The 23,942-nt window shown below is 70.1% G+C and carries 18 protein-coding genes; 12 read left to right on the forward strand and 6 right to left on the reverse strand.

Annotated features, from left to right (window positions below; all coding sequences use genetic code 11):
• Positions 1–223 precede the first annotated feature (223 nt).
• Complete coding sequence (locus OG429_RS37050) at positions 224–520, forward strand: antibiotic biosynthesis monooxygenase (protein WP_328929643.1); 297 nt, start codon at positions 224–226, stop codon at positions 518–520.
• A 36-nt stretch (positions 521–556) separates the two neighbouring features.
• Here the strand turns inward: OG429_RS37050 and OG429_RS37055 are convergent, their stop codons facing one another.
• The gene (locus OG429_RS37055) at positions 557–1,678 is read right to left on the reverse strand and encodes a CapA family protein (RefSeq protein ID WP_328929644.1); all 1,122 of its coding nucleotides are present in this window, start codon (positions 1,676–1,678) and stop codon (positions 557–559) included.
• A gap of 80 nt (positions 1,679–1,758) precedes the next feature.
• Entirely contained in the window at positions 1,759–3,720 is a 1,962-nt protein-coding gene (locus OG429_RS37060) for a hypothetical protein (protein WP_328929645.1), read from the reverse strand.
• 216 nt (positions 3,721–3,936) lie between these two features.
• On the opposite strand from OG429_RS37060, the gene OG429_RS37065 reads away from it, so the two are divergent.
• The 5 genes from OG429_RS37065 to OG429_RS37085 are packed head-to-tail and all read left to right on the forward strand — an operon-like array spanning position 3,937 to position 9,827.
• Positions 3,937–5,283 carry an ABC transporter substrate-binding protein gene (locus OG429_RS37065; RefSeq protein ID WP_328929646.1) on the forward strand — a complete coding sequence of 449 codons (1,347 nt, stop codon included), beginning with the start codon at positions 3,937–3,939 and terminating at the stop codon, positions 5,281–5,283.
• Entirely contained in the window at positions 5,280–6,203 is a 924-nt protein-coding gene (locus tag OG429_RS37070; protein ID WP_328929647.1) for a carbohydrate ABC transporter permease, read from the forward strand. The genes OG429_RS37065 and OG429_RS37070 overlap by 4 nt, the downstream gene beginning before the upstream one ends.
• Positions 6,200–7,030, forward strand: a complete 831-nt coding sequence (locus OG429_RS37075; protein ID WP_328929648.1) for a carbohydrate ABC transporter permease — start codon at positions 6,200–6,202, stop codon at positions 7,028–7,030. The genes OG429_RS37070 and OG429_RS37075 overlap by 4 nt, the downstream gene beginning before the upstream one ends.
• A gap of 2 nt (positions 7,031–7,032) precedes the next feature.
• Positions 7,033–8,817: a glycoside hydrolase family 36 protein gene (locus OG429_RS37080; protein WP_328929649.1), complete on the forward strand. Its 1,785-nt coding sequence runs from the start codon at positions 7,033–7,035 to the stop codon at positions 8,815–8,817.
• Positions 8,814–9,827: a LacI family DNA-binding transcriptional regulator gene (locus tag OG429_RS37085; RefSeq protein WP_328929650.1), complete on the forward strand. Its 1,014-nt coding sequence runs from the start codon at positions 8,814–8,816 to the stop codon at positions 9,825–9,827. Before OG429_RS37080 ends, OG429_RS37085 begins: the two co-directional genes overlap by 4 nt.
• A 36-nt stretch (positions 9,828–9,863) precedes the next feature.
• On the opposite strand, the gene OG429_RS37090 is transcribed toward OG429_RS37085, so the two are convergent.
• From OG429_RS37090 to OG429_RS37105, 4 genes are all read right to left on the reverse strand, one after another.
• On the reverse strand, positions 9,864–11,408 hold the full coding sequence (locus OG429_RS37090; protein WP_328929651.1) for a glycoside hydrolase family 31 protein: 1,545 nt from the start codon (positions 11,406–11,408) through the stop codon (positions 9,864–9,866).
• Between the two features lie 92 nt (positions 11,409–11,500).
• Complete coding sequence (locus OG429_RS37095; protein WP_328929652.1) at positions 11,501–12,841, reverse strand: ABC transporter substrate-binding protein; 1,341 nt, start codon at positions 12,839–12,841, stop codon at positions 11,501–11,503.
• Positions 12,842–12,894: 53 nt separating this feature from the next.
• On the reverse strand, positions 12,895–13,860 hold the full coding sequence (locus tag OG429_RS37100; RefSeq protein WP_328929653.1) for a carbohydrate ABC transporter permease: 966 nt from the start codon (positions 13,858–13,860) through the stop codon (positions 12,895–12,897).
• On the reverse strand, positions 13,857–14,741 hold the full coding sequence (locus OG429_RS37105) for a carbohydrate ABC transporter permease (protein ID WP_328929654.1): 885 nt from the start codon (positions 14,739–14,741) through the stop codon (positions 13,857–13,859). The genes OG429_RS37100 and OG429_RS37105 overlap by 4 nt, the downstream gene beginning before the upstream one ends.
• 340 nt (positions 14,742–15,081) lie before the next feature.
• On the opposite strand from OG429_RS37105, the gene OG429_RS37110 reads away from it, so the two are divergent.
• The 6 genes from OG429_RS37110 to OG429_RS37140 all read left to right on the forward strand — a co-directional run bounded on the left by OG429_RS37110 (position 15,082) and on the right by OG429_RS37140 (position 23,904).
• Positions 15,082–16,134 carry a LacI family DNA-binding transcriptional regulator gene (locus OG429_RS37110; protein ID WP_328929655.1) on the forward strand — a complete coding sequence of 351 codons (1,053 nt, stop codon included), beginning with the start codon at positions 15,082–15,084 and terminating at the stop codon, positions 16,132–16,134.
• Positions 16,135–16,213: 79 nt separating this feature from the next.
• Positions 16,214–18,268, forward strand: a complete 2,055-nt coding sequence (locus OG429_RS37115; protein ID WP_328929656.1) for a beta-galactosidase — start codon at positions 16,214–16,216, stop codon at positions 18,266–18,268.
• 73 nt (positions 18,269–18,341) lie between these two features.
• Positions 18,342–20,288 carry a glycoside hydrolase family 5 protein gene (locus OG429_RS37120; RefSeq protein WP_328929657.1) on the forward strand — a complete coding sequence of 649 codons (1,947 nt, stop codon included), beginning with the start codon at positions 18,342–18,344 and terminating at the stop codon, positions 20,286–20,288.
• A gap of 243 nt (positions 20,289–20,531) precedes the next feature.
• On the forward strand, positions 20,532–21,635 hold the full coding sequence (locus tag OG429_RS37125; protein ID WP_328929658.1) for a hypothetical protein: 1,104 nt from the start codon (positions 20,532–20,534) through the stop codon (positions 21,633–21,635).
• An 87-nt stretch (positions 21,636–21,722) separates the two neighbouring features.
• The gene (rox, locus tag OG429_RS37130) at positions 21,723–23,150 is read left to right on the forward strand and encodes a rifampin monooxygenase (RefSeq protein ID WP_328929659.1); all 1,428 of its coding nucleotides are present in this window, start codon (positions 21,723–21,725) and stop codon (positions 23,148–23,150) included.
• Between the two features lie 217 nt (positions 23,151–23,367).
• Positions 23,368–23,904, forward strand: a complete 537-nt coding sequence (locus OG429_RS37140) for a DoxX family protein (RefSeq protein ID WP_405676730.1) — start codon at positions 23,368–23,370, stop codon at positions 23,902–23,904.
• Positions 23,905–23,942: the final 38 nt, after the last annotated feature.

Genomic DNA, 23,942 nt, shown 5'->3' on the forward strand with positions numbered 1-23,942 from the left:
CGACCCGCGACCAATTCCTCTCCTCTACGTCCGCGTGCGGAGAGTTGGCACCCGCCGGGACCGGGTGGTGGAAGCCGAGCCGCGCGTCGTGCCACCAGGGGAGCCCGCGGTGGGAGGTGCACGACAGGGTCGGTCGGCAGCGAGCCGGGAGGCGGAAGCGGGTCCGCGGACCTACTGTGGTCAAAGAGGGGGCGGGCCGTTCCCTGCTCTTGAGGAGGCTGCCGTGGAGGAACACTTCGTCTGGGTGACGACGCGCCGCATCAAGGCCGGCGCCTTGGAGGAGTTCGAGAGGGCGTGGCGCCCCGGTTCCCACCCTGATGGCATGCGCCGCGCCTTTGCGTACTGGTCCGAGGACGGGCAGGAGATCACCGGAGTGTCCCTTTGGGACTCCCGGCAGGCGTGCGACGCGTGGCGGTCCTCCGACGCGGAGAAGCGACGGCGTGAGGCCATGGGCCCGTACGTCGAGGACGAACGGGAGGGCTTCTACGTCGGAGGCGAACTCGCCGTGCCGGCACGGTGATCCGTGCGGCCGCGCGACCGTGCCGCCGTGCGGCCGTCAGGGTCCTTGCGGCGGGCGGACGGTGAGGGTCCCCTCCGGGTCGTGGGTGATGTGGGTGGCGAAAGCCCGGCTGGTGCGGGCGAGAACCTCGTGGAGCCAGCCGGTGTCCTCACGTGAGGCGTGCCGCAGGCGCATCCGGTGGGCCTGCAGGGGGACGAGGCGGGCGTGGTCGAGCCGGCCCGTGTCCGGCTCCAGCGAGATGAGGTACAGCAGCCGCAGATCGTCCCTGTACTGCTCGTGGCCGCCGATGCCCTCGTAGTCGTCGATCAGGTCCCCGCAGCCGTAGAAGACCGGATGGCCCCGGTACACCTCGAACGGGCGCGGATGGTGCGAGGAGTGTCCGTGGACGACGTCCGCGCCACCGTCGACGAGTGCGTGCGCGAAGCGGATCTGATCGCGCGGGACGGCGTAGCCCCAATTGGAACCCCAATGGACCGACACGACCACGAGGTCGCCGGACCGTTTCGCCTGCCGGATGCGGCCGGTCACCTCGGCCGCGGCCGCGTCCGAGGCCTCGTCCGAGAGGTCGATCCCGCTCCGGTCCGCGGTGGCTGCCCAGCTGTGGGGGATACCGCTCGACGCCATGCCCAGGGAGTGGACCAGCAGGCGCCGGTTCCCGGAGAGGGAGAGGGCCGCGGGCCGCCGCGCCTCCTCCAGGTCCTGGCCCGCCCCCGCCGTCCGCAGTCCCGCGGCGGCGAGCGAGTCGAGGGTCTCGGCCAGCCCGGGGCGGCCGTAGTCCAGGACGTGATTGTTGGCGAGGACGGAGGCATCGGGACGGGCGGCGGCCAGACAGGGCAGGTTGGCGGGGTGCATCCGGTAGTGCACCGCCTTGCCGGGGGCGACATCGTCACTCTGGGTGACGGATGTCTCCAGGTTGAGGATCCGGGCGTCGGGCGCGGCCGCGTCGAGGAGGTCCAGGGCCTCTCCCCAGGGCCAGGTGAAGGGCGCCCGGCGCGGAATCGTGCCGTTCACCGCCTCCGCCAGCTCGACGTACGTGCGGGCATCGGTGACGTACGCCTCCGGCAGGGCCGGGTCGCCGGGGTGCGGAAGGATCTGGTCGACGCCGCGGCCGAGCATCACGTCACCGGCGAGGAACAGCGTCACGAGTTCACCGCCCATCTCTCCAGGCTAGGCCGCTGGGCCGGTGTCCCGCCGGGCGTGGGCCGGCCGCATGCCGCGACCGGCCCGCCCCGGGCGCCTCAGCCGACCTGGACCGTGACCGTGCGGCCCGGGGCCACGACCGGGGTCACGTAGGTGTAGGTCACCCCGTCGATCATCTTGGTGCGGGCGGGCCGGGCCACCCCGTCGACCGTGACCGTGGCGAACGTGCCGGTGAAGCGGGCCTCCCAGGTGTACGAGGAGCTGCCCGAACTGTGCGTGAGCGACGACTTCGTCGCCCCGTCGTGGCGGAGGGAGAAGGCCGAGCCCCCCACCCGGAGGTCGTCGATCCGCAGCCAGTCCATGCCCGACGGCAGCCTGGACTGGGTGCTCAGGGTGCGTGCGGGCGCGTTGGGGGTGACACCCATCAGGCCCTCGACGGTCTGGCCGAGCAGGGTGAAGGAGACCTCGGGGTAGTCCCCGTTGGTGCCCTGCTTGGTGTTCACGTGCTGGATGTCCTTGCGGTCGTAGACGTCCTTCATCCACTTCCAGGCGGTGTCGTTGCGGTTGTTCCGGAAGAAGGTGTCCGGGAGGTAGGTGAGGGCTTCGACGTTGGAGGGCCGGCCCGCGCCCGAGGCCTGCTGGTCGATGTAGTCCAGGTAGGCCTCCCGGCGGGCGCCGGGTTCGACGATCTGCTTCATCGGCATGAACCAGCTGTTCTCCTTGCCCCACCCGGTCAGGGCGCGGCCGTCCGTGGTGTAGCCGCGCACCATGTCCGCGCCCGAACCGGTCCCGCTCCAGGTCGAGTTGAAGTACGCCTTCAGGTCCCGGGCCTTGGACTCGTACCGGTCCGCGAGCGTGCAGTCCCCCTTGGCCCGGGCGAGCGAGGCCATCGCCAGGTACGCCTGGTACTGGGAGCCGATCGCGTCGCCGGCCTCGGCGAGCGGCTCGCCGCTCTGCTCGTTGTAGCTCGCCGTGCCCTGGAAGATGCCCTTGCCGGTGCCCTCCGCCACCTTGACGGCGCCGTTGTCCTTGAGCCCGTCGTGCAGCGTGACGAACTCGTCGGTGGCGTGCCGGTAGAAGTCCCACAGGGCCGGGTCCTCGACGTACGAGCGGTCCCCGCTCCAGCGGTACGCCTCCTCGGACTTCTGCACCAGCTCGAAGGTGGCGGGCACCTCGCGGACGAAGTTCGTGGGGCTCTTGTAGTCGATCGAGAGGTAGGTCTTCGCGTCGAAGTTGAGCGCCCACGCCGGGTAGTACTTGTGCGCGGGAGTGGCGGACGCGGCGAAGGAGCGGAGCATCGTCTTGTTCTCCGCGTGCAGGCCGAGGACCCCGGCGCCGGCCAGCTGGTGGGCCATGTCGCGCGAGTAGTAGCCGCTGCGGTTCGCGTACCCGGCCCAGTACGAGGCGGCGTAGGTGCCGGTGCCGCTGCCGCCGGTGTTGTTCTCGTCGACGTTGAGCGGGCCCTGGGTGCCGGGCAGGTGGACCCAGCTGTTGGCCTTCCGCTTGGACCAGTCGAACATCTCGACGATCTTCGGGTCGGAGGAGCTGATCCGGGGGTCCGCCGGGGAGGCGGGGGAGAGCATCACGTCGTCGGCGTTGACCCAGGCGTCCCCCGACTCGAAGGCGATCTCCAGCCTGTCGCCGCGGGTGAGGGAGATCCGGCTGAGCGTGTAGCGGCGGTAGTTGGAGGCGCTGGGCAGCGTCTGCGCGGCGGCGACCACGCCGTTGACGCGGGCGACGTACCGGCCGTTCGGCCCGCCCGTCGCGATCCAGGCGGATATGTCGTACACGCCCGTGCCCGCGGCCGTCACGGTCTGGGACACCTTCATTCCGGGCCCGGCGTCGAGGTAGGCGAGCCGCGCCCCGCCGTGCGGGTAGTTCGTGGCGACTCCGGTGCCGGAGGTGAACTGCCATCCCGTACCGCCCTGTTCGAAGCCGGGGTTGGCGATGGTGAGCGGGGCGGGCGCCGGCGCCGCCGTGGCGGGGCTGCCGAGGACGAGCGGGGTGAGCGGGGCGAGCAGGGCGAGTGCGGACAGCAGCGACACACGGGAACGCGTCATCGGGTTCTCCCGGGTTGAGGTGGGGCGACCGGTCTGCGGTGAGCTGGGCGCGCGGCACGCTAGCAACCACTCTTGAAGGTTTGCAATGGATCTCACCAGAATTGCTTGCTGGATCAAACTGAAAGTTTTCATCTTTCTATTGCAAGTCGAGAGTTGACGTTGTTACAGTCCCGGCCAGTCGGGCTTCCGCAACGGTGCGAGCAGGGGTGGTCAGCAATGGAACTGGAACGTCGAAGAGTGCTGCGGATCGGCGGCGCGATCGCCGCGGGAGCCGGGCTCACCGGCCTGACCGCCTGCTCCGGCACCGGCGACACGGGCCAAGGCGGAACCACCGGCGAGAAGCACAAGGGCAGGATCTCGGTCTGGTCCTGGCAAGGGCCGGCGGCCGAGATGAAGGCCCTCGTCCCGGAGTTCAACAAGAAGTACCCGGAGATCGAGGTGACGATCGAGGACATCGGCAACCCGGCGATCTGGGACAAGATCACCACTGGTCTGGCAGCCGGAGGCCAGGGCCTCGCCGACGTCCTGCACATCGGCGTCGACTACCTGCCGGGCTACGTGGAGAAGTTCCCCGGCGGCCTCGCCGACCTCGGCCCGCTGGGTGCGAACGCCTACCGGGACGCCTTCGCCCAGGGCCTGTGGCAGACCGTGACCCCCGACGGCAAGCGCGTCAACGCCCTTCCCTGGGAGGCGAACTCGGCGGGCTTCTACTACCGCGCCGACCTCTTCGAGAAGGCCGGGGTCGACGCCGGCGCCCTCCAGACCTGGGAGGAAACCATCGAGGCCGGCAAGGAGATCAAGCAGAAGACCGGCGCCCACCTGCTGGGCATAGACAAGCCCGCCTCGCAGGCCGACGCCGCCAACTTCTTCCAGATGCTCCTGCAGTTGCAGGGCACCTTCTACTTCAACCTCGCCGGGGACATCACCCTCGACTCTCCGGAGGCCGTGAAGGCCATGACGCTCATCAAGACGATGAACGACGCCGGCCTGGTCAGTGACCTCTCCGGGGGCTGGAACACCCTGATGACCTCCCTGAAACAAGGGACCGCGGCCGTCCTCCCCATGCCCACCTGGTTCGGCGGCGTCGTCGAGGAGCAGGTGCCCGAGGAAGCGGGGAAGTGGAAGGTCCGGCTTCCCCCGGCCGTACGCCGGGGCGGCTCCACCGCAGCCATGGTCAACTCCACCCACCTCGCCGTCGCGGGCAGCAGCAAGCACCAGGCGGCCGCCTGGTCCTTCGTCGAGTTCGTCCTCACCCGCCCGTCCTCCCAGGTGCAGATCTACAAGGGCAAGGGCATCGCCCCCGCCCTGATGCAGGCGTACGACGACGCGGTCTTCCACGAGCCCTCGCCGTTCTTCAGCGGCCAGAAGAAGGGCGAGGTCTTCCTGGACGCCCTCAAGGCACCCTCGTCCGCCTTCAACTACACCGCCGACTACGCCCGCGCCCTCAAGCTGGTCACCGACGCCCAGTCCAAGGTGCTCCTGGGGGGCGCGGACCCGGCGAAGGTGCTGGGGGAGGCCGCCGACCAGCTCGCCCGGCAGACCGGACGCAAGGTCTCCCGATGACCGCGACGCTCACCGGCCGCACGGCCCCGGCCGCCCCCTCCCGGGGGGCGGCCCCGAGGTCCCGGCCGCGTCGCCGCGTCGCCCCGTACCTCTTCGTACTGCCCGCGCTGCTGCTCTTCGCCGCCTTCAAGATCTACCCCATCGGCCGGTCCTTCGTGATCAGCCTCCACAAGACCGTCGGCGGGACCGAGCGGTTCGTCGGCGTCGACAACTACACCCGGCTGCTGGGCGATCCGCTGTTCTGGACCGCCCTGAAGAACACCTCGGTGATCCTCGCCGTCCAGGTACCGCTGATGCTGGCCCTCGCCACCGGGCTCGCCGTCGCCCTGAACTCCACCCTGCTGCGCGGCCGCGCGGTCTTCCGGCTCGGCTTCTTCCTACCGATGGTCACCGGCCTGGTCGCCTACGGCATCTTGTTCTCCGTGCTGCTGAGCAAGGACTACGGGCTGCTCAACTGGCTGCTGGACCTCTTCGGCGCGGACCCCGTGCCGTGGCTGACCGACCCCCTGTGGGCGAAGGCCTCCCTCGGTCTCGCCCTGACCTGGCACTACACCGGATACAACGCGGTGATCCTGCTCGCCCGCCTGCAGGCCGTTCCCGCCGAGCTGTACGACGCGGCGGCCGTGGACGGGGCCGGCGCCTGGACGTCCTTCCGTCATGTCACCCTGCCGGGTCTGCGCCCCGCGCTCCTGCTCACCACGGTGCTCTCCACCATCGGCACCCTGCAGGTCTTCGACGAGCCGTACGTGCTGACCGGCGGCGGCCCGGACAACGCCACCCTGACCATCGGCGTGTACCTGTACCAGAACGCCTTCAAATACTTCGACTTCGGGTACGCCTCCGCGATCGCCTACGCCCTGGCCGTCCTCATCGGCATCCTCGGCATGATCCAGTTCCGCCTCCTGGGGGAGAAGCCATGACCGCCGCCCGCCACCGGGGCAGGAGCATCCTGCTGACCTCCGGACTCGCCATAGCGCTCGCCGCCTTCGCGCTCCCCTTCTACTGGCTCGTGGTCGCCGCCACCCACAGCTCCTCGGAGATCTTCGACAGCCCGCCGCCGCTGCTGCCCGGCGGACACCTCGCCGCCAACCTCCGAACGCTCCAGGACACCGCCCAGTTCGGCCGGGTGGTCCTCAACTCCCTTCTCATCGCGGTCATCTACACGCTGTGCGCGGGAGCCGTCTGCGCCCTGGCCGGATACGGCTTCGCCAAGTACCGCTTCCGGGGCCGCGAGGCACTGTTCGGGCTGCTCATGCTCGGGCTCGTCATCCCCGCCCAGGTCACCCTCGTACCGCTCTTCCAGATGATGGCCGAACTGCGCTGGCTGAACACCTACCAGGCCGTGATCATGCCCAACCTGGCCCTGCCCTTCGGCATCTTCCTGATGCGCCAGTCGATGGCCGCGCTCCCCGACGAACTCCTCGACTCGGGCCGCATCGACGGCTGCGGTGAACTGCGACTGTTCTGGAAGGTCGTGCTCCCACCGATGAAGCCCGCGCTGGCCGCCCTGGCGATCTTCCTCTTCCTCTACCAGTGGAACGACTTCGTCTGGCCGCTGATCGTCCTGCGCGACAGCGCCTCGTACACCATCCCGGTGGCCCTGGCCTCCCTCCAGGGCCTCGACGACACCGACTACGGCGCGATCCTCGCGGGAACAGCGGCCGCCGCGATCCCGATGGCCCTCGTATTCCTGGCGCTCCAGCGCCAGTTCGTGTCCGGCCTGCTCGCCGGCGCCGTGAAGGAGTGACCGTGCAGACCACCACCGCCCCGGCGGACGGCACCGAGGCCGTGACCACCGCGGGGCTCGCGCCCGCCCGCCACGAGCCGCTGCTCGACGGGGTGTCGGTCGCCGTTCTCTCCCACACCCCCGGCGTCCGCCCCGCCTGGTCCCTCGGCGAACTCACGGCAGGACTGCACGTGCTGGAGGTGCGGGCCGACGGCGCCCCCGTCGAGATCCGCTTCTCCGTGCCCCTGGGCGACGCCGCCGGATACTGGCATCCCCAGGGCGGCTGGCGGCGCACCCTCCTCGCGGACTGGGAAGGCCGCTCCCGGGTCTCCCTGGTCGACGGACACGCCGCGGGATGCCTGTACGACCACACCGGCGCCACCCTCCTGACCTTCGCCGCCGCCGACCCGGTCCCCGAGGCGGCCCTGCGCTTCGGCGTGTCCGAGGAGAACGACACCCACGTCGTCCACCTCCGCCTGCCCGCCTCACGGCAGCCCCACCGGCTCCTGCTCGTTCCCCGCTCACCGTCCGTGGCCGCGGCCGCGCGGGTACTGCGCGCCTGGTTCGCCGCCGCGCTCACCCCCATGCCGGTGCCCGACGCGGCCCGCACCCCCGTCTACTCCACCTGGTACGCCTTCAACCAGGACGTCAGTGCGGACGCCGTCGAGACCCAGGCCGAACTGGCCGCGGGCCTCGGCTGCGGTGCGCTGATCCTGGACGACGGCTGGCAGGAACTGGGCCACGGGCGCGGATACGCGGGCTGCGGGGACTGGCGTCCCGACCGGGCCAAGTTCCCGGACTTCGCCGGGCACGTGGCCCGGGTCCGGGCCCACGGACTGCGCTACCTGGCCTGGGTGGCGCCCCTGCTGCTCGGCTCCGACGCCGCCTGCCACGACCGGTGGGCGCCCTGCGCGCCCGCCGCCGCCACCGTGCCCGGCGCGCACGTGCTCGACCCGCGCCGCCCCGAGGTACGCGCCCACGTCGTCGGGCACTGCGTCCGGCTGGTCCGGGCGTACGGGCTCGACGGACTGAAGCTCGACTTCCTCGACCAGGCCATGGTGTACGCGCAGGACGGCGCGGGCGATGTCGGACAGGCCATGGTGATCCTGCTGACGGAGCTGCGCGCGGCCCTGGAAGCCGTACGTCCGGGCCTGCTGCTGGAACTGCGGCAGCCCTACACGGGACCCGGCATGGCTCCCTTCGGCAACATGCTGCGCTCTTTCGACTGCCCGGCGGACGCGACCGCGAACCGGGTCCGCACGCTCGACACCGCACTGCTCGCCGTCGGCGGCGCCGTCCACTCCGACATGCTCCTGTGGTCGCCGGACGCGCCCGTGACCGCGGTTGCCCGGCAGCTGATCGGGGCCCTGCACGCGGTGCCGCAGATCTCCGTACGGCTGGACCGCGTACCGGCGGCGCACCGGGAGACGGTCGGCTTCTGGCTGCGGCAGTGGCGGCTGCGCCGCGAGCTGCTGCTGGACGGGGAGGTCGAGCCCGGCCGACCCGACGAGCTCTACCCGCTGGTGCGGGCCAGCGCCGGGGACCACTGCCTGCTGAGCGTGCACGGCGACCGGGTCGTCCCGCTGGACGTCTCCGCACACCGGCACTTCCACCTGGTCAACGGCTCGGACCGGGACCGGGTGATGGTCGAGGTGCAGGGCGGCGGGGCCCGGATCCAGGGCACGGTCCACGGGCCCGACGGCCGTATCATGGACGGTCCGCCGGCGTATCTGCCTGCGGGAGCACGCTCGCTGGCCGTGCCGCGCGGCGGTCTGGCATCGCTCACGATCACGGAAGGACCGCGATGAAGGTCGGGATCACCGAGGTCGCAGCTCGCGCCCAGGTCAGCGAGGCGACCGTCAGCCGGGTGATCAACCGACGCCAGGGCGTGTCGAAGAAGACCCGGGACGCGGTCGAACAGGCCATGGCGGAGCTCGGCTACGAACGGCAGACGCAGGGCCAACTGGTGGCGGTGATCACCGAGTTCGTCTCCAATCCGTTCTTCGCCGATGTGGCCGAGCGCATCGAGTCGGCACTCGCCCCGCACGGACTGAAGACGGTCCTGTGCCCCGCCTTCCCTGGCGGTGTGCAGGAGCGGGACTTCATCTCCGCGCTCGTCGACAAGGGTGTCGCGGCCGTCGTCTTCCTGTCCGCCTCCAACACCGTCGAGGGCGCCGACACCGAGACGTACGAACTGCTGCGCCAGCGCCGGGTCCCTTATGTCGGGATCAACGGCGAGTTCGCGGACGGAGTGCCCACCCCGGTCTTCTCCACGGACGACGCGCTCGCCGCCGAACTGGCCGTCGACCACCTCCACCGGCTGGGTCACCGGAGCATCGGGATGGCCTCGGGGCCGGCGGGCAACCAGCCCGCCGACCGCCGGGTTCGGGGATTCCTGGAAGCCATGGCCAAGCGGGGCATCGAGGACCCGGAGCGCTGGGTGGTACGGCAGTCCTACACGGTGGAGGGCGGCCAGGCGGCCGTCGGCCCGCTGCTCGCACTGGGCGCGACCGCGATCGTGGCGGCCAGCGACTACATGGCTCTCGGAGCGATCCGGGGCGTCCGGCGCCAGGGGCGCTCCGTGCCCGGCGACGTGTCGGTGGTGGGCTACGACGGTTCGGCCATCACCGAGTTCACGGACCCGCCCCTGACCACGGTCCGGCAGCCGGCCGACAGGCTGGCACTGGAGGTGGGCCGCAGCGTGCTGGCACTGGTCAGCAACCGGGACGTACCGGTCGGGGAACTGCTGTTCGATCCCGAGCTGGTCATCCGGGCCACCACCGGACCGGCTCCGGGGGAACCGGGCCCCGGAGCCTGATCCGGGCGGCGGCCACGGCGCCGTCCGGCAGGCGCTTCACCCCTCGGGCGCGGCCGTGTTCCGCAGATACGGCAGCCGGGCCAAGGGCGCGTCGATCCATACCGTGGCCGGGCCCACGTACGACCGGCCGTCGTCGGCCAGCCACGTGCCCGGCGGGATGAGTACCTCACGTCCGACCGAGCCCTTGGTCACCACCGGAGCCACCATCAGGGTGTCGCCCAGCATGAACTGGTCGGTGACCGCCGCGTAGCCCTGGTGGGGGAAGGCCCATTCGAGGGGGCGCTGGATCGGTTCGCCCGTGGCCGCGGCGTGCGCGGCGAGAGCGAGGATCTCCGGGCCCAGCTTGGTGTGCAGGCGGGCGGCCGCGCGGACGACGGCGAGGCCGTCGGCGGAGAGCACGCGCCACGGCGCTGCCGAGAACTGCATCATGGGGAACAGTGCGGCGATCTGGGAGTAGCGGACGAAGAGCTCCTCGTCGAAACCTTCGCCGTCCTCGCCCGGGACGAAGCGGAACTCGCCGCCGCCGATCATGTCGGGACAGGTGAACGCGTGGCCGGTCACTGCCTGGGCCAGGGCGTTCGGGATCAGGCTGTCCAGCCCGAAGCGTCCCTCCCACAGGTGGTACTTGTCCTGCTGGCGCTGTGCGAGCGGCAGGCCGGCGGCGCGCCACGCGTCACGGAACTCGTTGAGCGGCCAGTCGGCACCGAAGCGGTTCCACGCGTGGGTGTACGCCTCCGGGTCCGCGCACCCGAGCGAGCGCCACCAGGGCGCGTCGCCGCCGTCGAACTTGAACCCGTCGATGCCGATGTCGTCACGCAGGGCTTCCAGACGGCCGGTGAGCCACGCCCGTGCCCGCGGATCGAGCAGATCGAGTCCGGCGCTCCAGCCGTTCCACCACCAAGCGACCTTGGCCCGCCCGTCCGCGCCGCTGCCGGTGTCGCGGATCAGCAGGCCCTGGTCGCCCAGCTGTCGCGCGGTGGGGGAGTCCGGGGTCACGTACGGCACGAGCCACAGCATCACCTTGAAGCCGAGCTGGTGGAGCCGGGAGACCATGCCCGCCGGATCGGGGAAGCGGCCGGGATGGAAGGTCCAGTCCCCGTAGTCGTTGCTCCACCGGTCGTCGATCATGAGCACGCCGGGCGGGAAGCCTTCCGCGAGCAGGCGCTCCGCGTACGCCAGCACCTTCGCCTGGGTCGGTTCGAACACCGTCTCGATCCACAGGTTGTACTGCGGCGCGGCGAAGAGCAGGGGGTCCGGCATCGTGCCGGACGGAGGGTAGCGGTGGGTGATCGCGTGGCGGTACGCCTCGCGCAGACCGCCGTGCCCCTCGCCGTGCTCGATGACCGCGTCCGGTTCGTGTGTGTGCACGGTCAGCCGGCCGTCGGAGATCGTGAAGGTGAAGGTGCGTTCGCTGTGCACCCAGCGGCCGCGGTCGGAGAGCAGGAGCGGCATGCCCTGGTTGGCCAGCACGTCACGCAGGTCGAAGGTGTAGCCGTCGGGGTACGGCATGTGCCGCCCTTCGGCGACAGCTCCGCCCCACCAGTGTTCCCCGTCGAGGAGGGGGAGTTCGAATGTCGTCATACCTGGGGGGTCTCTCCCGGTCTGGTGGACGAGCGGGCCGGACGGTCTCGGGTCCCGGCGGCCCGCCGCTGAGCGAAAGGGGCAGCCTTGGACTACTTCATGGTGAAACCTTGTTCCTTGCCGTACGCCTTCAGTCGTTCCTGCCAGGTGGCCAGCGCGCCGGGCAGGTTTCCGCCGGGCTGCAAGGCCTGGCCGACCGAGTCCTTGAAGACGCTGTTCGCGTAGACCTGGAACGGCAGGTACTGCCAGCCCGGCCGCACGGCCTTCGACATGTCGGCGAAGGTCTCGTTCGGCTTGCTGCCGGGGAAGAAGGGAACTTCGGCGCTGCGGAAGCCGGGGTTGTCGAGCAGCAGCTTGGTCGCGGGGAACAGGCCGACTTCGGAGTTGAGCGACCTGACCGCCTCCGGGTCGGAGTTCAGCCACTGGGCGAAGGCGACCGAGGCCTCCTTGTTCTTCGCCTGCGTGGTGACCGCGACCGACGAGCCGCCGTTCTCCGCGCTGACACCGCCCGGCATGGGCGCGACCGACCACTGGCCCCTGCTCTGCGGGATGTTCTGCTCCAGAACCGCCGGTGCCCACGCGCCGGCCAGCCAGGTCGCGTACTTACCGGAGGCCATCGACTTCCACCACTCCTCGTTCCAGCTCGCGGTGGAGTCGACCAGCTTGTTCTCGATCAGCGGGCCCCAGGTGTCGGCGTAGGCTTTGGCGCCGGTGTCGTCCTTGAGGTCGATGGCGACGTCCGTGGCGGCGCCCACGGTGTACGGCTTGCCGCCGAAGTCCCAGATCAGGCTGTTGGACGTACCCGCGTCCCCGGGGTCCACGTACGTGATGCGGACGCTCGGATCGGCGTCGCGGATCTTCTGGGCCAGTGCGCTGTACTCCTCCCACGTGCTCGGCGGCGCGGCACCGAACCTGTCGAGGATGTCCTTGCGGTAGAACATCGCCATCGGCCCGGAGTCCTGGGGTATGCCGTAGATCCCGTTCGCGACGCTGACCTGGGACCAAGCCGAGTCGGCGAACTTCTCCTTCAGGCCGGCCGCACCGTAGTCGGCGAGGTTGACCAGCGATTTGCTCATCGCGAACTGGGGGAGTGCGAAGTATTCGATCTGCGCGACGTCGGGGGCGCCGTTGCCCGCCTTGAGCACGGTGGTCAGCTTGGTGTACTCGTCCTTGGACCGGCCGGCGTTGACGAGGTGGACCTTGACCTTCGGGTACTTCTTCTCGAACAGTGCGACCGTCTTGTCGATGTTCGGGACCCAGGTCCAGAAGGTGATCTCGGCGGGCTTGTCCAGCGCGGCCTGCACGGCCGCAGGGTCGCCCTTCTTGCCGCTGTCGGGCGTGCCGGAGCCGCCGCATGCGGCGAGGGAGAGGGTCGCGACGGTGGCCGCGGTGAGTGTGCGGGTGAGAGCCGACAGCCGTCGGAATCTGCTCATTTCGAATCCTTTTCATCCGGGCGAGGCGAGGCGAGGAGAGGGGTGGGCGTGGGCTACTGCTTGACGCCGCCGGCGGCCAGACCTGACTGCCAGAACCGCTGGAGGAAGAGGAACGCGACGATCAGCGGGACGATCGCCAGAAGACTGCCGGTGATCACCAGAGGGAGGATGGGTGTGGCGCCGGCGCCGGCGCCGCCCTGCGCGAGGGAGTCCCACTGGCGCAGCCCCACCGTGAGGGGGAACAGCTCCGGGTCGTTGAGCACGATGAGCGGCAGGAAGTAGTTGTTCCAGGTGGCGACGAGGGTGAACAGCAGCACGGTGACGAAACCGGGTGCCAGCAGGCGCAGCGAGATGGTGAGGAAGATGCGCAGTTCTCCGGCGCCGTCGATGCGTGCGGCCTCCAGCATCGCGTCGGGAACGGCTTCGGTCGCGTACACACGCATCAGGTAGAGCCCGAAAGGACTCGCGAGGGAAGGCAGCAGGACCGCCCACGGTGTGTTGACGATGCCCATGTCGCTGAACAGCAGGTACGTGGGGACCGCGAGGGCGGACGCCGGGATCGAGATCGCACCGATGACGACGGCCGACAGCACCCGACGTCCCACGAATTCGTACGTGGCCAGGGCGTAACCGCCCATCGTCGCGATGATGGAGGCTCCGCCAGCCCCGACCACCGAATAGAGCAGGGTGTTGCCGAACCAGCGCAGGTAGATCCCGTGGTCGTAGGTGAAGACGTCCTGGATGTTCTCGAACAGGTGGAAGCCGTCCCCGAACCACAGGCCCGGCGAGTCGAAAAGGGTCTGGTTGGACTTCGTCGCGCTGATGGCGAGCCAGAGCAGGGGGATCAGTGTGTACGCGAGCATCAGGCCCATCGCCACGGTCAAGGAGGTGGACCTGCCCGGACGGCGCCGGGCGGGCCGGCCCCGGGAGCCCCGGCGCCGGGAGGGGGTACGGCGCGGTGCCCCTTCGGTGAAGGCCTCGGCGGACCTGCTGACGGTCCCGGGCGCGGCAGTGGTCACAGCATGCGCTCCCTTCGGGCGGTCGTACGCTGCACCGCGTACGCGACGATCACGGTCACCAGGCCGAGCAGCACCGCGACGGCGGCCGAGTAGTTGAACTGGCGCCCGTCGAAGGCGAGGCTGTAGGCGTACATGTTGGGCGTGTAGTTCGTGGAGACGGCGGCGGGCGCCAGGGACTGGAGCACGCTCGGCTCGTTGAAGAGCTGGAAGCTGCCGATCACCGAGAACGTCGTGGCCATCAGCAGGGCAGGGCGCAGGGCCGGCAGTTTGATGCTGAACGCCTTGCGGAGGGCGCCGGCGCCGTCGACCTCGGCCGCCTCGTACAGCTCCTCGGGCACCGATCGCAGTGCCGCGTAGAAGATCAGCATGTTGTAGCCGACGTACGACCACGTGACGATGTTGCCGATCGAAGCGAGCATCCAGCTCTCGGAGAGCAGGTCGGGCACCTCGGTGTGCAAGAGGTCGCCGATCTCGCCGGCCAGGCCGAAGCGGTCCCCGTACAGGTAGCCCCACATCAGTGCCGCGACCACACCGGGAACGGCGTAGGGGACGAAGATGCCGATCCGGAAGAGCCCCGGCGCGCGCAGCCGGCCACTGTCGATCGCGAGGGCGGCCAACAGTGCGAGGCCGAGCATGAGCGGTACCTGGATCGCGAAGAAGAGTGCGACGCGGCCGAGGCCGGCGTGGAACAGGTTGTCCTTGAACGCCTTGGTGTAGTTGTCCAGCCCCGTGAAGACCATCCCGCCGATCATGCGCTCCTGATAGAGGCTCAGGTTGACCGAGTACATCAGTGGGGCGAGGACTCCGACGACGAAGACGCAGAGGAACGGCAGGAGAAACGCATGCGCGGTGAGGTTGCGCCGAACAGCGCGCCGTTTCACCGCGGTCCCCGGTGGCGGCGGCCGGCGATGTCCCCATCGCGGACCGGGGCTTGGACGACTCTCACGGATATGACCTCCGATGCATGTTAGCGCCAACATGGTGGCGCGGTTCGGAAGTGTGTCGATCGCTCTCGGAGAGTGTCAAGGGTTTTGACAGACTCATCTGTCGCTCCGTCAGTTATCATGTTTTTCAAGGGGTTTCGAGCTTCAGAAAGGCCTCCGGCGGTCAGTCGGTCACCCGGAGCCGCGCAGCAACCTGTTGACCAACGCGGCATGTTCGCGCAAACATGATGACGGTCAGGAGACGCCCGGGCGTCACAGTTGCGAGAGGAACTGCACCATGGCGAAGGATGGGCAGCGGCCACGCAAGCCCCGTTCCCCGGCTGCGGACCGCCCCAGGCCCCCGTCGATGGCCGATGTCGCGGCTATGGCCGGAGTCTCGGCACAGACCGTCTCCCGCGTGGTCAACGCGACTGCCCGCGTCGACGACGCGACCCGGGACCGGGTCGTCCGAGCCGTACGCATGCTCGGGTACCGCCCCAACACCGCTGCCCGGGCGCTGGCCACCGGCAAGTTCCGGACGATCGGTGTCATCAGCTTCGATCTCACGGCGCACGGAAACGCGCGCACACTGGAGTCGATCGTCTCCGCCGTGCAGTCCACCGAGTACTCGGTCAACGTCGTCGTCCCGCAGGCACAGACCCAGGAGGCGGTGCTGGATGCCTTCCGGAGGCTGAGTGGGCATGCGGTCGACGGGGTCATCGTGAACGAGGCGCAGATCCTGACCGGTTCGCTGGTGCTCCCCTCGGGGCTGCCGGTCGTGGTCGTCGACGGTGGCGACGACCACCGCTACCCCGGCGTCCACACCGACCACGCGGCCGGTGCGGAGATCGCCGTGACCCACCTGCTGGGACTCGGCCACACCACGGTGTGGCACCTGGCCGGCCCGCAGGACTCCCACCCCGCGCGCCGCCGCGCCGAGGCATGGCAGCGTGCCCTCCGGGCGGCGGGCGCCCCGATCCCGCCGGCCGTCCACGGAGACTGGAGCGCCGAGAGCGGCTATCGGGCAGGCCGGGAACTCGCCGGCCTCCCGGAGGTCACCGCGGTGTTCGCCGCCAACGATCAGATGGCGCTCGGGATGGTCCGTGCGCTCCGCGACGTCGGACGCTCGGTTCCGCAGGACGTGAGCGTGGTCGGTTTCGACAACATCGCCGAATCCGCCTACTTCCTCCCGCCCCTGACCACCGTGGACCAGGACCTCTCCCAGGTCGGCGCGGCCTGCGTGGACCGGCTCCTGAGCCAGATCGAGGGCGCCGCGTCGACGGACTCGTCCCTCGTGTCGGTCATGCCGACCCTGGTGGAGCGGGACAGCGCGGCGCCGCCACGGGTCTGAGGGGTCAGGCGAACGCGGCCTCCCGCTACACCCCCATGAGACGTAACGCCCTGCTGAAGTACCTGAAGGGGTAAGGAAGATGAACTCTCCGGCACACGACCGCGCCCGAGCCCTCGGCACGCGACTGGGCGGCCTCGGTTTCGGCGGCGACTACAACCCCGAGCAGTGGGACGCGGCCACCCGCGCCGAGGACCTGCGCCTGATGAACGAGGCAGGCGTCAACCTCGTCAACCTCGCCATCTTCGCCTGGGGCCGCGTCGAGCCCGCCCGCGACGCCTACGACTTCGGCTTCTTCGACACCGTCATGGACGACCTGGCCGCGCACGGCATCACCGCCGACCTGGCCACCATGACCGCGTCGCCACCCCCGTGGCTCGCCGTCGAGCATCCCGAGATCCTGCCGGTCACCGCCTCCGGGACCGTCCTGTCCCCAGGGGGCCGCCAGCACTTCTGCCCCTCCAGCCCGGTCTTCCGCGACCGGGCCGTCCGCCTGGTCGAAGCCGTCGCCACCCACTACCGCGACCATCCGGCGCTCGGCCTGTGGCACGTCGGCAACGAGTACGGGATCCATGTCGCCGAATGCTTCTGCGACACCTCCGCCGCGGACTTCCGGCGCTGGCTCGCGGCCCGGTACGGCGATGTCGGCGCGCTCAACGAAGCGTGGTCCACGGACTTCTGGTCGCAGCGCTACACCTCCTTCGACCAGATCCTGCCGCCGCGCACCGCACCGACGTACCCCAACCCCTCCCAGCAGCTCGACTTCAAGCGGTTCAGCAGCGACGCCCTGCGCACCTGCTTCACCCTCGAACGCGACGTGCTGCGCCGCATCACCCCCGGCACACCGGTGACCACGAACTTCCTCGCCGGACACAAGTCGGTCGACGTCCACGCCTGGGCACCCGAGATGGACGTCCTCGCCCTCGACAGCTACCCGGACCCGCACGGGGAGGCGGCCCACATCGGCGCGGCGCTGTCGTACGACCTCCTGCGCGGTGCGGCAGGCGGGAAGCCGTGGCTGCTCACCGAACAAGCCCCGTCCGCCGTCAACTGGCGGGGCCGCAACGGTGCCAAGAGCCCCGGCCGGATGCGCTTGTGGAGCTGGCAGGCCGTCGCGCAGGGCGCGGACGCCGTCATGTACTTCCAATGGAGGCAGTCCCGCGGCGGCGCGGAGAAGTTCCACTCAGGCATGGTCCCCCACGCGGGGGCCGGGACCCGGGTGCACACCGAGGTGCGCGAGCTGGGCCGCGAACTGGCCCGGGTGCCCGAGCTGGCCGGCACGCGCATCCGCAACGAGGTCGCGATCATGTTCGACTGGGACAACTGGTGGGCCCTCGAACTCGACTCACATCCTTCGGACGGCGTGCGCTGCCTCGACCGCGTCCTCGACCACTACGCACCCCTGTTCGAAGCGGGCGTCGGCATCGACGTCGTCCATCCCTCCGCGGACCTCGGCCCGTACAAGTTGCTCGTGCTGCCCAGCCACTACCTGCTGTCGGCCGAGACCGCCGTGCGGATCCGCACCTTCGTGGCGGACGGGGGATCCCTGCTCGCCTCGTTCTTCACCGGGATCGTCGACGAGCACGACCGCGTGCACACGGGCGGCTATCCGGCTCCGCTGGGTGACGTACTGGGTGTACGGGTCGAGGAGTTCTGGCCGGCCGCAGCAGGCGAGGCCGTCCCGCTCCGCGCCCCGGAAGCGGACGCCGCGGCGCCCGCGCCGGCGTCGCTGTGGCGCGAGGACGTGAAGCTCACCGGCGCCCGCCCCGAACTCTTCTTCGCCGGACCCGACTGGGACGAGAACCGCGCGGCGGCCACGGTGCACACCCACGGCACCGGGACTGCCCGCTACGTCGCGACCCGGCCCGATCCCGTCACGATGCGGGCCATCGTCGACCGCTCACTCGCCGACGCGGGGGTCAACCCCGTTGTGCCCGGACTGCACACAGGCATCCAGGCGACGATCCGGCACGGCGCGGATCACGACGTCCTCATCCTGCTCAACCACACCGAGGACAAACACGAGGTGACGCTGCCGGCCGACCGCCGGGACCTCCTCGACGATCGCAGGCCTCTCGTCCGCCACGTGACCCTCGAACCACGAGGCGTCGCGGTCCTCGGCAGCGGCGGCAGCTGAGCGAGCCCCCGATCCGTTGCCCGAAACCGCTCCACCACGCACGTCCACCCCCCATGCCCTATCGGAGGACACTGTGAGAAGACCCCTGCAACCGGCAATACTCGCCGCCGCACTACTCTTCGGAGCGCTCGGCGCCTCCCCGGCCGTCGCGGCCGGGACCGCGTCCACGGCCGAGTCCGCGACTGCCGCGACTGCCGCAACCGCCGCGACTCCTGTGACGGCCGGCACCCCGGCCGTCCTGTCCGACTCCTGGCGCCCGCCCCTCAGTACCCGGGGCCGCTACATCGTCGATGCCGAGGGCAACCGCTTCAAGCTCAAGTCCGCGAACTGGCACGGGGCCCAGGGATCCTGGAGCGGCTCCGGCGACATCAACGACCCGGCCAGCCACCACGACGGTGAGAAGGCCGACCAGATGCCGCTGGACCTGGACCGCGCGCCGATCCTGCAGATCCTCGCCGGATTCCACGAACTCGGCATCAACAGCATCCGGCTGCCGTTCTCGAACGAGATGCTGCACGATCAGCGCCCGGTCTCCGACGCCTCGGTCGCCGCCAACCCCCAACTGCGCGGCAAGACCCCGCTCCAGGTCTTCGACGCGGTCATCGCCGCCACCACGGCCGAAGGCTTCGCGGTGGTCCTCAACAACCACACCAACACCTCACGCTTCTGCTGCGGCCTGGACGGCAACGAACGCTGGAACACCAGCCAGTCCACCGCGCAGTGGGAGAACGACTGGATCAGCCTCGCCCGCCGCTACAAGGACAACAAGCGCGTCGTCGGCGCCGACCTCTACAACGAGGTCCGCCGCACCATCACCGACGACGCCAACTGGAACTGGGGCAACGACCACGACTGGTGGGCCGCCTCCCAGCGCCTCGGCGACCGGCTCCTCACCGAGGCCAACCCCGACCTGCTGGTGATCGTCGAAGGCATCAACTGGCAAGGCATCCCGGCCGACGGGCTGCCCCACTGGCGCCCCACACTCGAACCGGTACGTACCCTCTCGCACACCCTCGTCGCCTCGAACAAGCTGGTGTACGCGGCGCACTTCTACGGCTACACCGGGCCGAACCACACCGGCGCGACCGGCATGGGTGAGACCCACGACCCGCGCTACCAGGAACTCTCCCGCGAAGACCTGTTCGCGACCCTGCAGCGCCAGGCGTTCTACGTCACCGCCGAATCCGGCCGCCACTTCACCGCACCCCTGTGGATCAGCGAGTTCGGCATCGGCAGCGACGAGACCAACCCGCAGGCGCGCGCCTGGTTCGGCAATTTCGTGGACTATCTGATCGCCAACGACGCTGATTTCGCCTACTGGCCCCTGGTCGGATGGGCCGGACACGGCACCTGGTCGATCCTCAACTTCGACTCGGCGGGCCACCGTTCCGGCATCCTGGACAACGGCGACTGGCGCGCCGCCAACTGGAACCGGCTCGTCTCCTCGCCCCAGAAGACCGGCCAGGTCGCCGTCTCCGACACGTGGGACATGCTCAACCTCGACCACGCCGATGCGGTCCAGTCGGCACACATGCGTACGCTCGCGGACTGGGACTCGGGCGCCCGCAAGGGGACGTGCCCCGACGGACAGCGGCTCGTCGGCCTGGCGCACCGTGACGGGCGCGGGCTGTGCACCGATGCCGGGTCCTCCGGTCTGCCGGCCACCAGCTTGGTGCCGACCGTCGTGAGCGACGAGCGGTACGTACAGCAGGGAGACTGGGCGGGCGGCTACACCAAGTACCAGTGCGGGCCCAACCAGTTCATGATCGGCTACAGCGTGCGCGGTCAGGCGGTCTCCGCGGTCCTCTGCGCCCAGGCGGGCAGGAACCTGGGGGCGAACGGCCGTACCGTCTGGTTCGACCGGGGCGACAACCGGCCGGCCGCAGGCCCCGGGGGAGAGTTCGCGTCCGGCAACTACAAGGGGCAGTGCGGCACGGATGAGTACGCCGCGGGCATCGCCTTCACCGGGGCATGGGCCAAGGGCAAGACGCCGGACGCCCTGTTGTGCCGCAAGCTGTAACGGCCGCAGCCCGGCGCGGTGGGTTCGGCAACGGTAGCGGCTCGTCCTGCGGCTCGCCCTGTGGTGGCGGCGGAGGCGACTGACACCACGGGCCGCACCACTGTCGTCGCCCGAGGCTGCCCTGGCCGACGTCCCGCTGTACAGCGGGAAGACAACCCAGCAGGGTGTCAGTCAGTGGCAGAGCCACGACCACCAGAACCCGCTACGAGTATCAATGTCAGTGGCCGTGTCTAGGGTGCTCGCATGACGAGCTGGATACATGGGTCCTTCCCGGACCACGAGGTGAATGTCGTCTTCGCACGGGGAGTACCGCTCGACGCGGTCACCCGAGGCCTTCGCGACCGGCTGCGAGAACCCCTCGCAGCCGGTCAGGCGAACGGCTGGGCATGGGCGGTGCACGACATGCACAACTGGGAAGCCGAGGACTACGACGACGTCGACTACGGCGGCATGTGTCCGGACGGCGCCGAGATCGTCGTGTTCGTGACCGAGCCCTGCAGCGCGAAGGGCTTCCCTCCCGCGTTCGAGTACTACCGGGACGGCCGCACGGTCCTGTGGTTCAGCTTCGAAGACGTCCAGCAGCGCATGGGCGAGAACCCGGACCACCTCTCCCCGGAGCTCCTGGCCGCCAACCTCATAGGCCCCGACGCGGGCTGCGGCCGACAGGGCGACGACGGTCATGCCTGCTTCGACCACCACTACGACGACCACGAGCGCCTCGTGACAGTGATCGCCGACCATTTCGCGTTGCCCTCGCCCCCTCCGACAGGGGAGGGCGAGGTGATCTGGCTGCCCCCGATGCCCCGGAACACGTTCGTCACCTTCTGCAAGGGCATGCGTGAGCAGACCTTGTCCGGCATCTTCACCGAGGCGGGGCACCCCGCCGACTCCAGCGGTGAATCGTCCGGTTGGGCCTGGGTGACGCACGACGCCTACGCCGCCGAGCAGGGGACGGGCGCCTGGGAGCTGGCACGCGACATCACGGGCTACCGCTACGCGGACCGCGCCGACGTTCCGGATCGCGTGGAAACCGTGTTCCTGGCGTCCACGCCCGCATGTGAATGTCCCCATGGGCAGAACTACATGGTCCCCCATTGCGCCGAGCACCCGTTCCAGTTCGCCTACAGCCACGGCGGGTTCGAGCGCACCTACTTCAACATCGGCCGACGCCGCGAATCACGGCGCGCCGGAGGCACGGCCGACCTGCTCGTACGCGAGCTGCTGGACGCCGGGATCATCGGCCGGAACACCCCGGCGTACGACATCGATCCCGGCTTCAACGCCGACGGTTCCCGGACGTTGCGGATCATCGCCGCGCACTTCGGGCTTCCCTCTCCCACCGCATAGCGCACCCCCCGGCTTGCGGCAAGACCCGAAGCCTGCCGCAGAATTGTCAGTCGAAGCCAGAACCTGCGGAAATACATGGGGGTTGTGTTGATTGACGTGATCGTCGCCGGTGGTGGACCGACCGGGCTGATGCTGGCCGGCGAGTTGCGGCTGCATGGTGTGCACGTGGTCGTACTGGAGAAGCTGACGGAGCCGACCGGGCAGTCCCGCGGGCGAGGCCTGCATGCGCGCACCGTCGAGATACTGGACCAGCGAGGGCTGCTCGACCGGTTCCTCGACGTCAGCGAGAAGTTCCAGGCCGGTGGTTTCTTCGCCGGCATCGTCAAGCCGTGGCCCGACGGGGTGGACACCGCACACCCCTACGGCATCGCCGTCTCGCAGCCGGTCACCGAGCGCCTGCTGACCGAGCGCGCCGTCGAACTCGGGGCCGATATCCGGCGCGGATGCGAACTGGTCGGGCTGAGCCAGGACGACCGCGGCGTGACCGCCGAACTGGCCGACGGCACGCGGCTGCAGGCCCGCTACATGGTCGGCTGCGACGGCGGCCGCAGTCTGGTGCGCAAGCTGCTCGGTGTCGGCTTCCCCGGTGAACCTGCCAAGGCCGAGACGCTGTTGGCGGATGTGGAGGTGACCGAGGACCCGGCGACACTGGCCGCCGTCACGGCCGAGATCCGCAAGACCCACGTACGGTTCGGTGCCGTGCCCATGGGGGACGGGGTGTACCGCATCATCGTGCCCGCCGAAGGGCTGGCCGAGGACCGTGAGACCGCCCCGACCTTCGAGGAGTTCAAGCAGCGGCTGCGGGTGTTCGCGGGCACCGACTTCGGCGCGCACTCACCGCGCTGGGTGTCCCGGGTCGGCGACGCCACCCGGCAGGCCGAGCGCTACCGGGTCGGCCGGGTGCTCCTGGCCGGCGACGCGGCCCACATCCACCCGCCGACCGCGGGACAGGGGCTCGGCCTCGGCGTCCAGGACGCCTTCAACCTCGGGTGGAAACTGGCCGCCGAGGTGGGCGGTCGGGCGCCGGAGGGACTGCTGGACAGCTACCACGCCGAACGCCACCCGGTGGGCGCCCTCGTACTGGCCGAAGCCCGCGCGCAGGGCCTGCTGCTGGAAGCGGATCCCGGTGCGAAGGCGCTGCGGGAGCTGTTCTCGAAGCTGCTGGACTTCGAGGAGGTGAACCGGTACATGACCGAGACGGTCACCGCGGTCGGGGTCCGCTACGACTTCGGTGAGGGCCACGAGTTGCTCGGCCGGCGGATGCGGGACGTGGTGCTGAAGCGGGGCCGTCTCTACGCGTTGATGCACGGCGGTCGCGGGCTCCTGCTCGACCAGACCGGCCGGCTGTCGGTGGAGGGCTGGGCGGACCGGGTCGACCACGTCGTCGACGTCAGCGAGGAACTGGACGTGCCCGCGGTACTGCTGCGGCCGGACGGCCACGTGGCGTGGGTCGGCGAAGACCAGCAGGAGCTGCTCAGCCGGCTGACCGAGTGGTTCGGCACTGCCGCCGACTGAGCGGCCTCGTCGTCGGCGCCGACGCCCCGCCGGAGCGCGGCCGGTCCGGCCGGGGAGCGGCCCGGGGCCGTGGCGCCGACGGCGGTGCGGACGTCCTGCTCGATTTCGAACGCGCGTCCCCGACCGGCCGACTCGCGTATCCGCATGCCGGGCATGTCGCCTCGCTCTTCGTCACCCTGGGTGAAGTACCTGTCTTTCACCTCCGACAGAAAGCGCCATGATGGCTGAGAGCTCTCTCCTCACCGCTCCCCGCACCATGACCGGCAGCATCACCCCCAGTGACATCGGCCTGCCCGTGCTGCGCGTCGTGCTCGGCGTGATCATGTTCATTCCTGGAACCCAGAAGCTGTTCGGGTGGTTCGACGGCCTCGGTATCAAAAGCACGGGCATGTTCTTCAGCAAGGCCGGCTACCCGGCGGGCGAGACCATGGCGGCGATCGCGGGCCTGACCGAGACGCTGGGCGGGCTCGGCGTGATCCTCGGCCTGCTCACACCGCTCGCCGCCGCCGGGATCGTCGGCATCATGATCAACGCCATCTGCGTCAAGTGGACCGGCGCCGTGCTCGGCCTTACGGGCGTCGAATTCGAGGCCCTGATCATTGCAGCGGCCGTCACCCTGGCCCTGGCCGGCCCGGGCCGCTTCGCCCTGGACCACTTCCTGCCGGTGCTCCGGGACTACCGGCCTGTCTACGGCGTCCTGGCGCTCGCGCTGGGGATCGTACTGGCGGCCCTCGTGCTGCTGCTGCGGGACTGACGCGGGCGGGCACCGACCGCTGACCCACCACACCCGCG

The organism is Streptomyces sp. NBC_00190 (assembly GCF_036203305.1).
Taxonomy (GTDB): Bacteria; Actinomycetota; Actinomycetes; order Streptomycetales; family Streptomycetaceae; genus Streptomyces.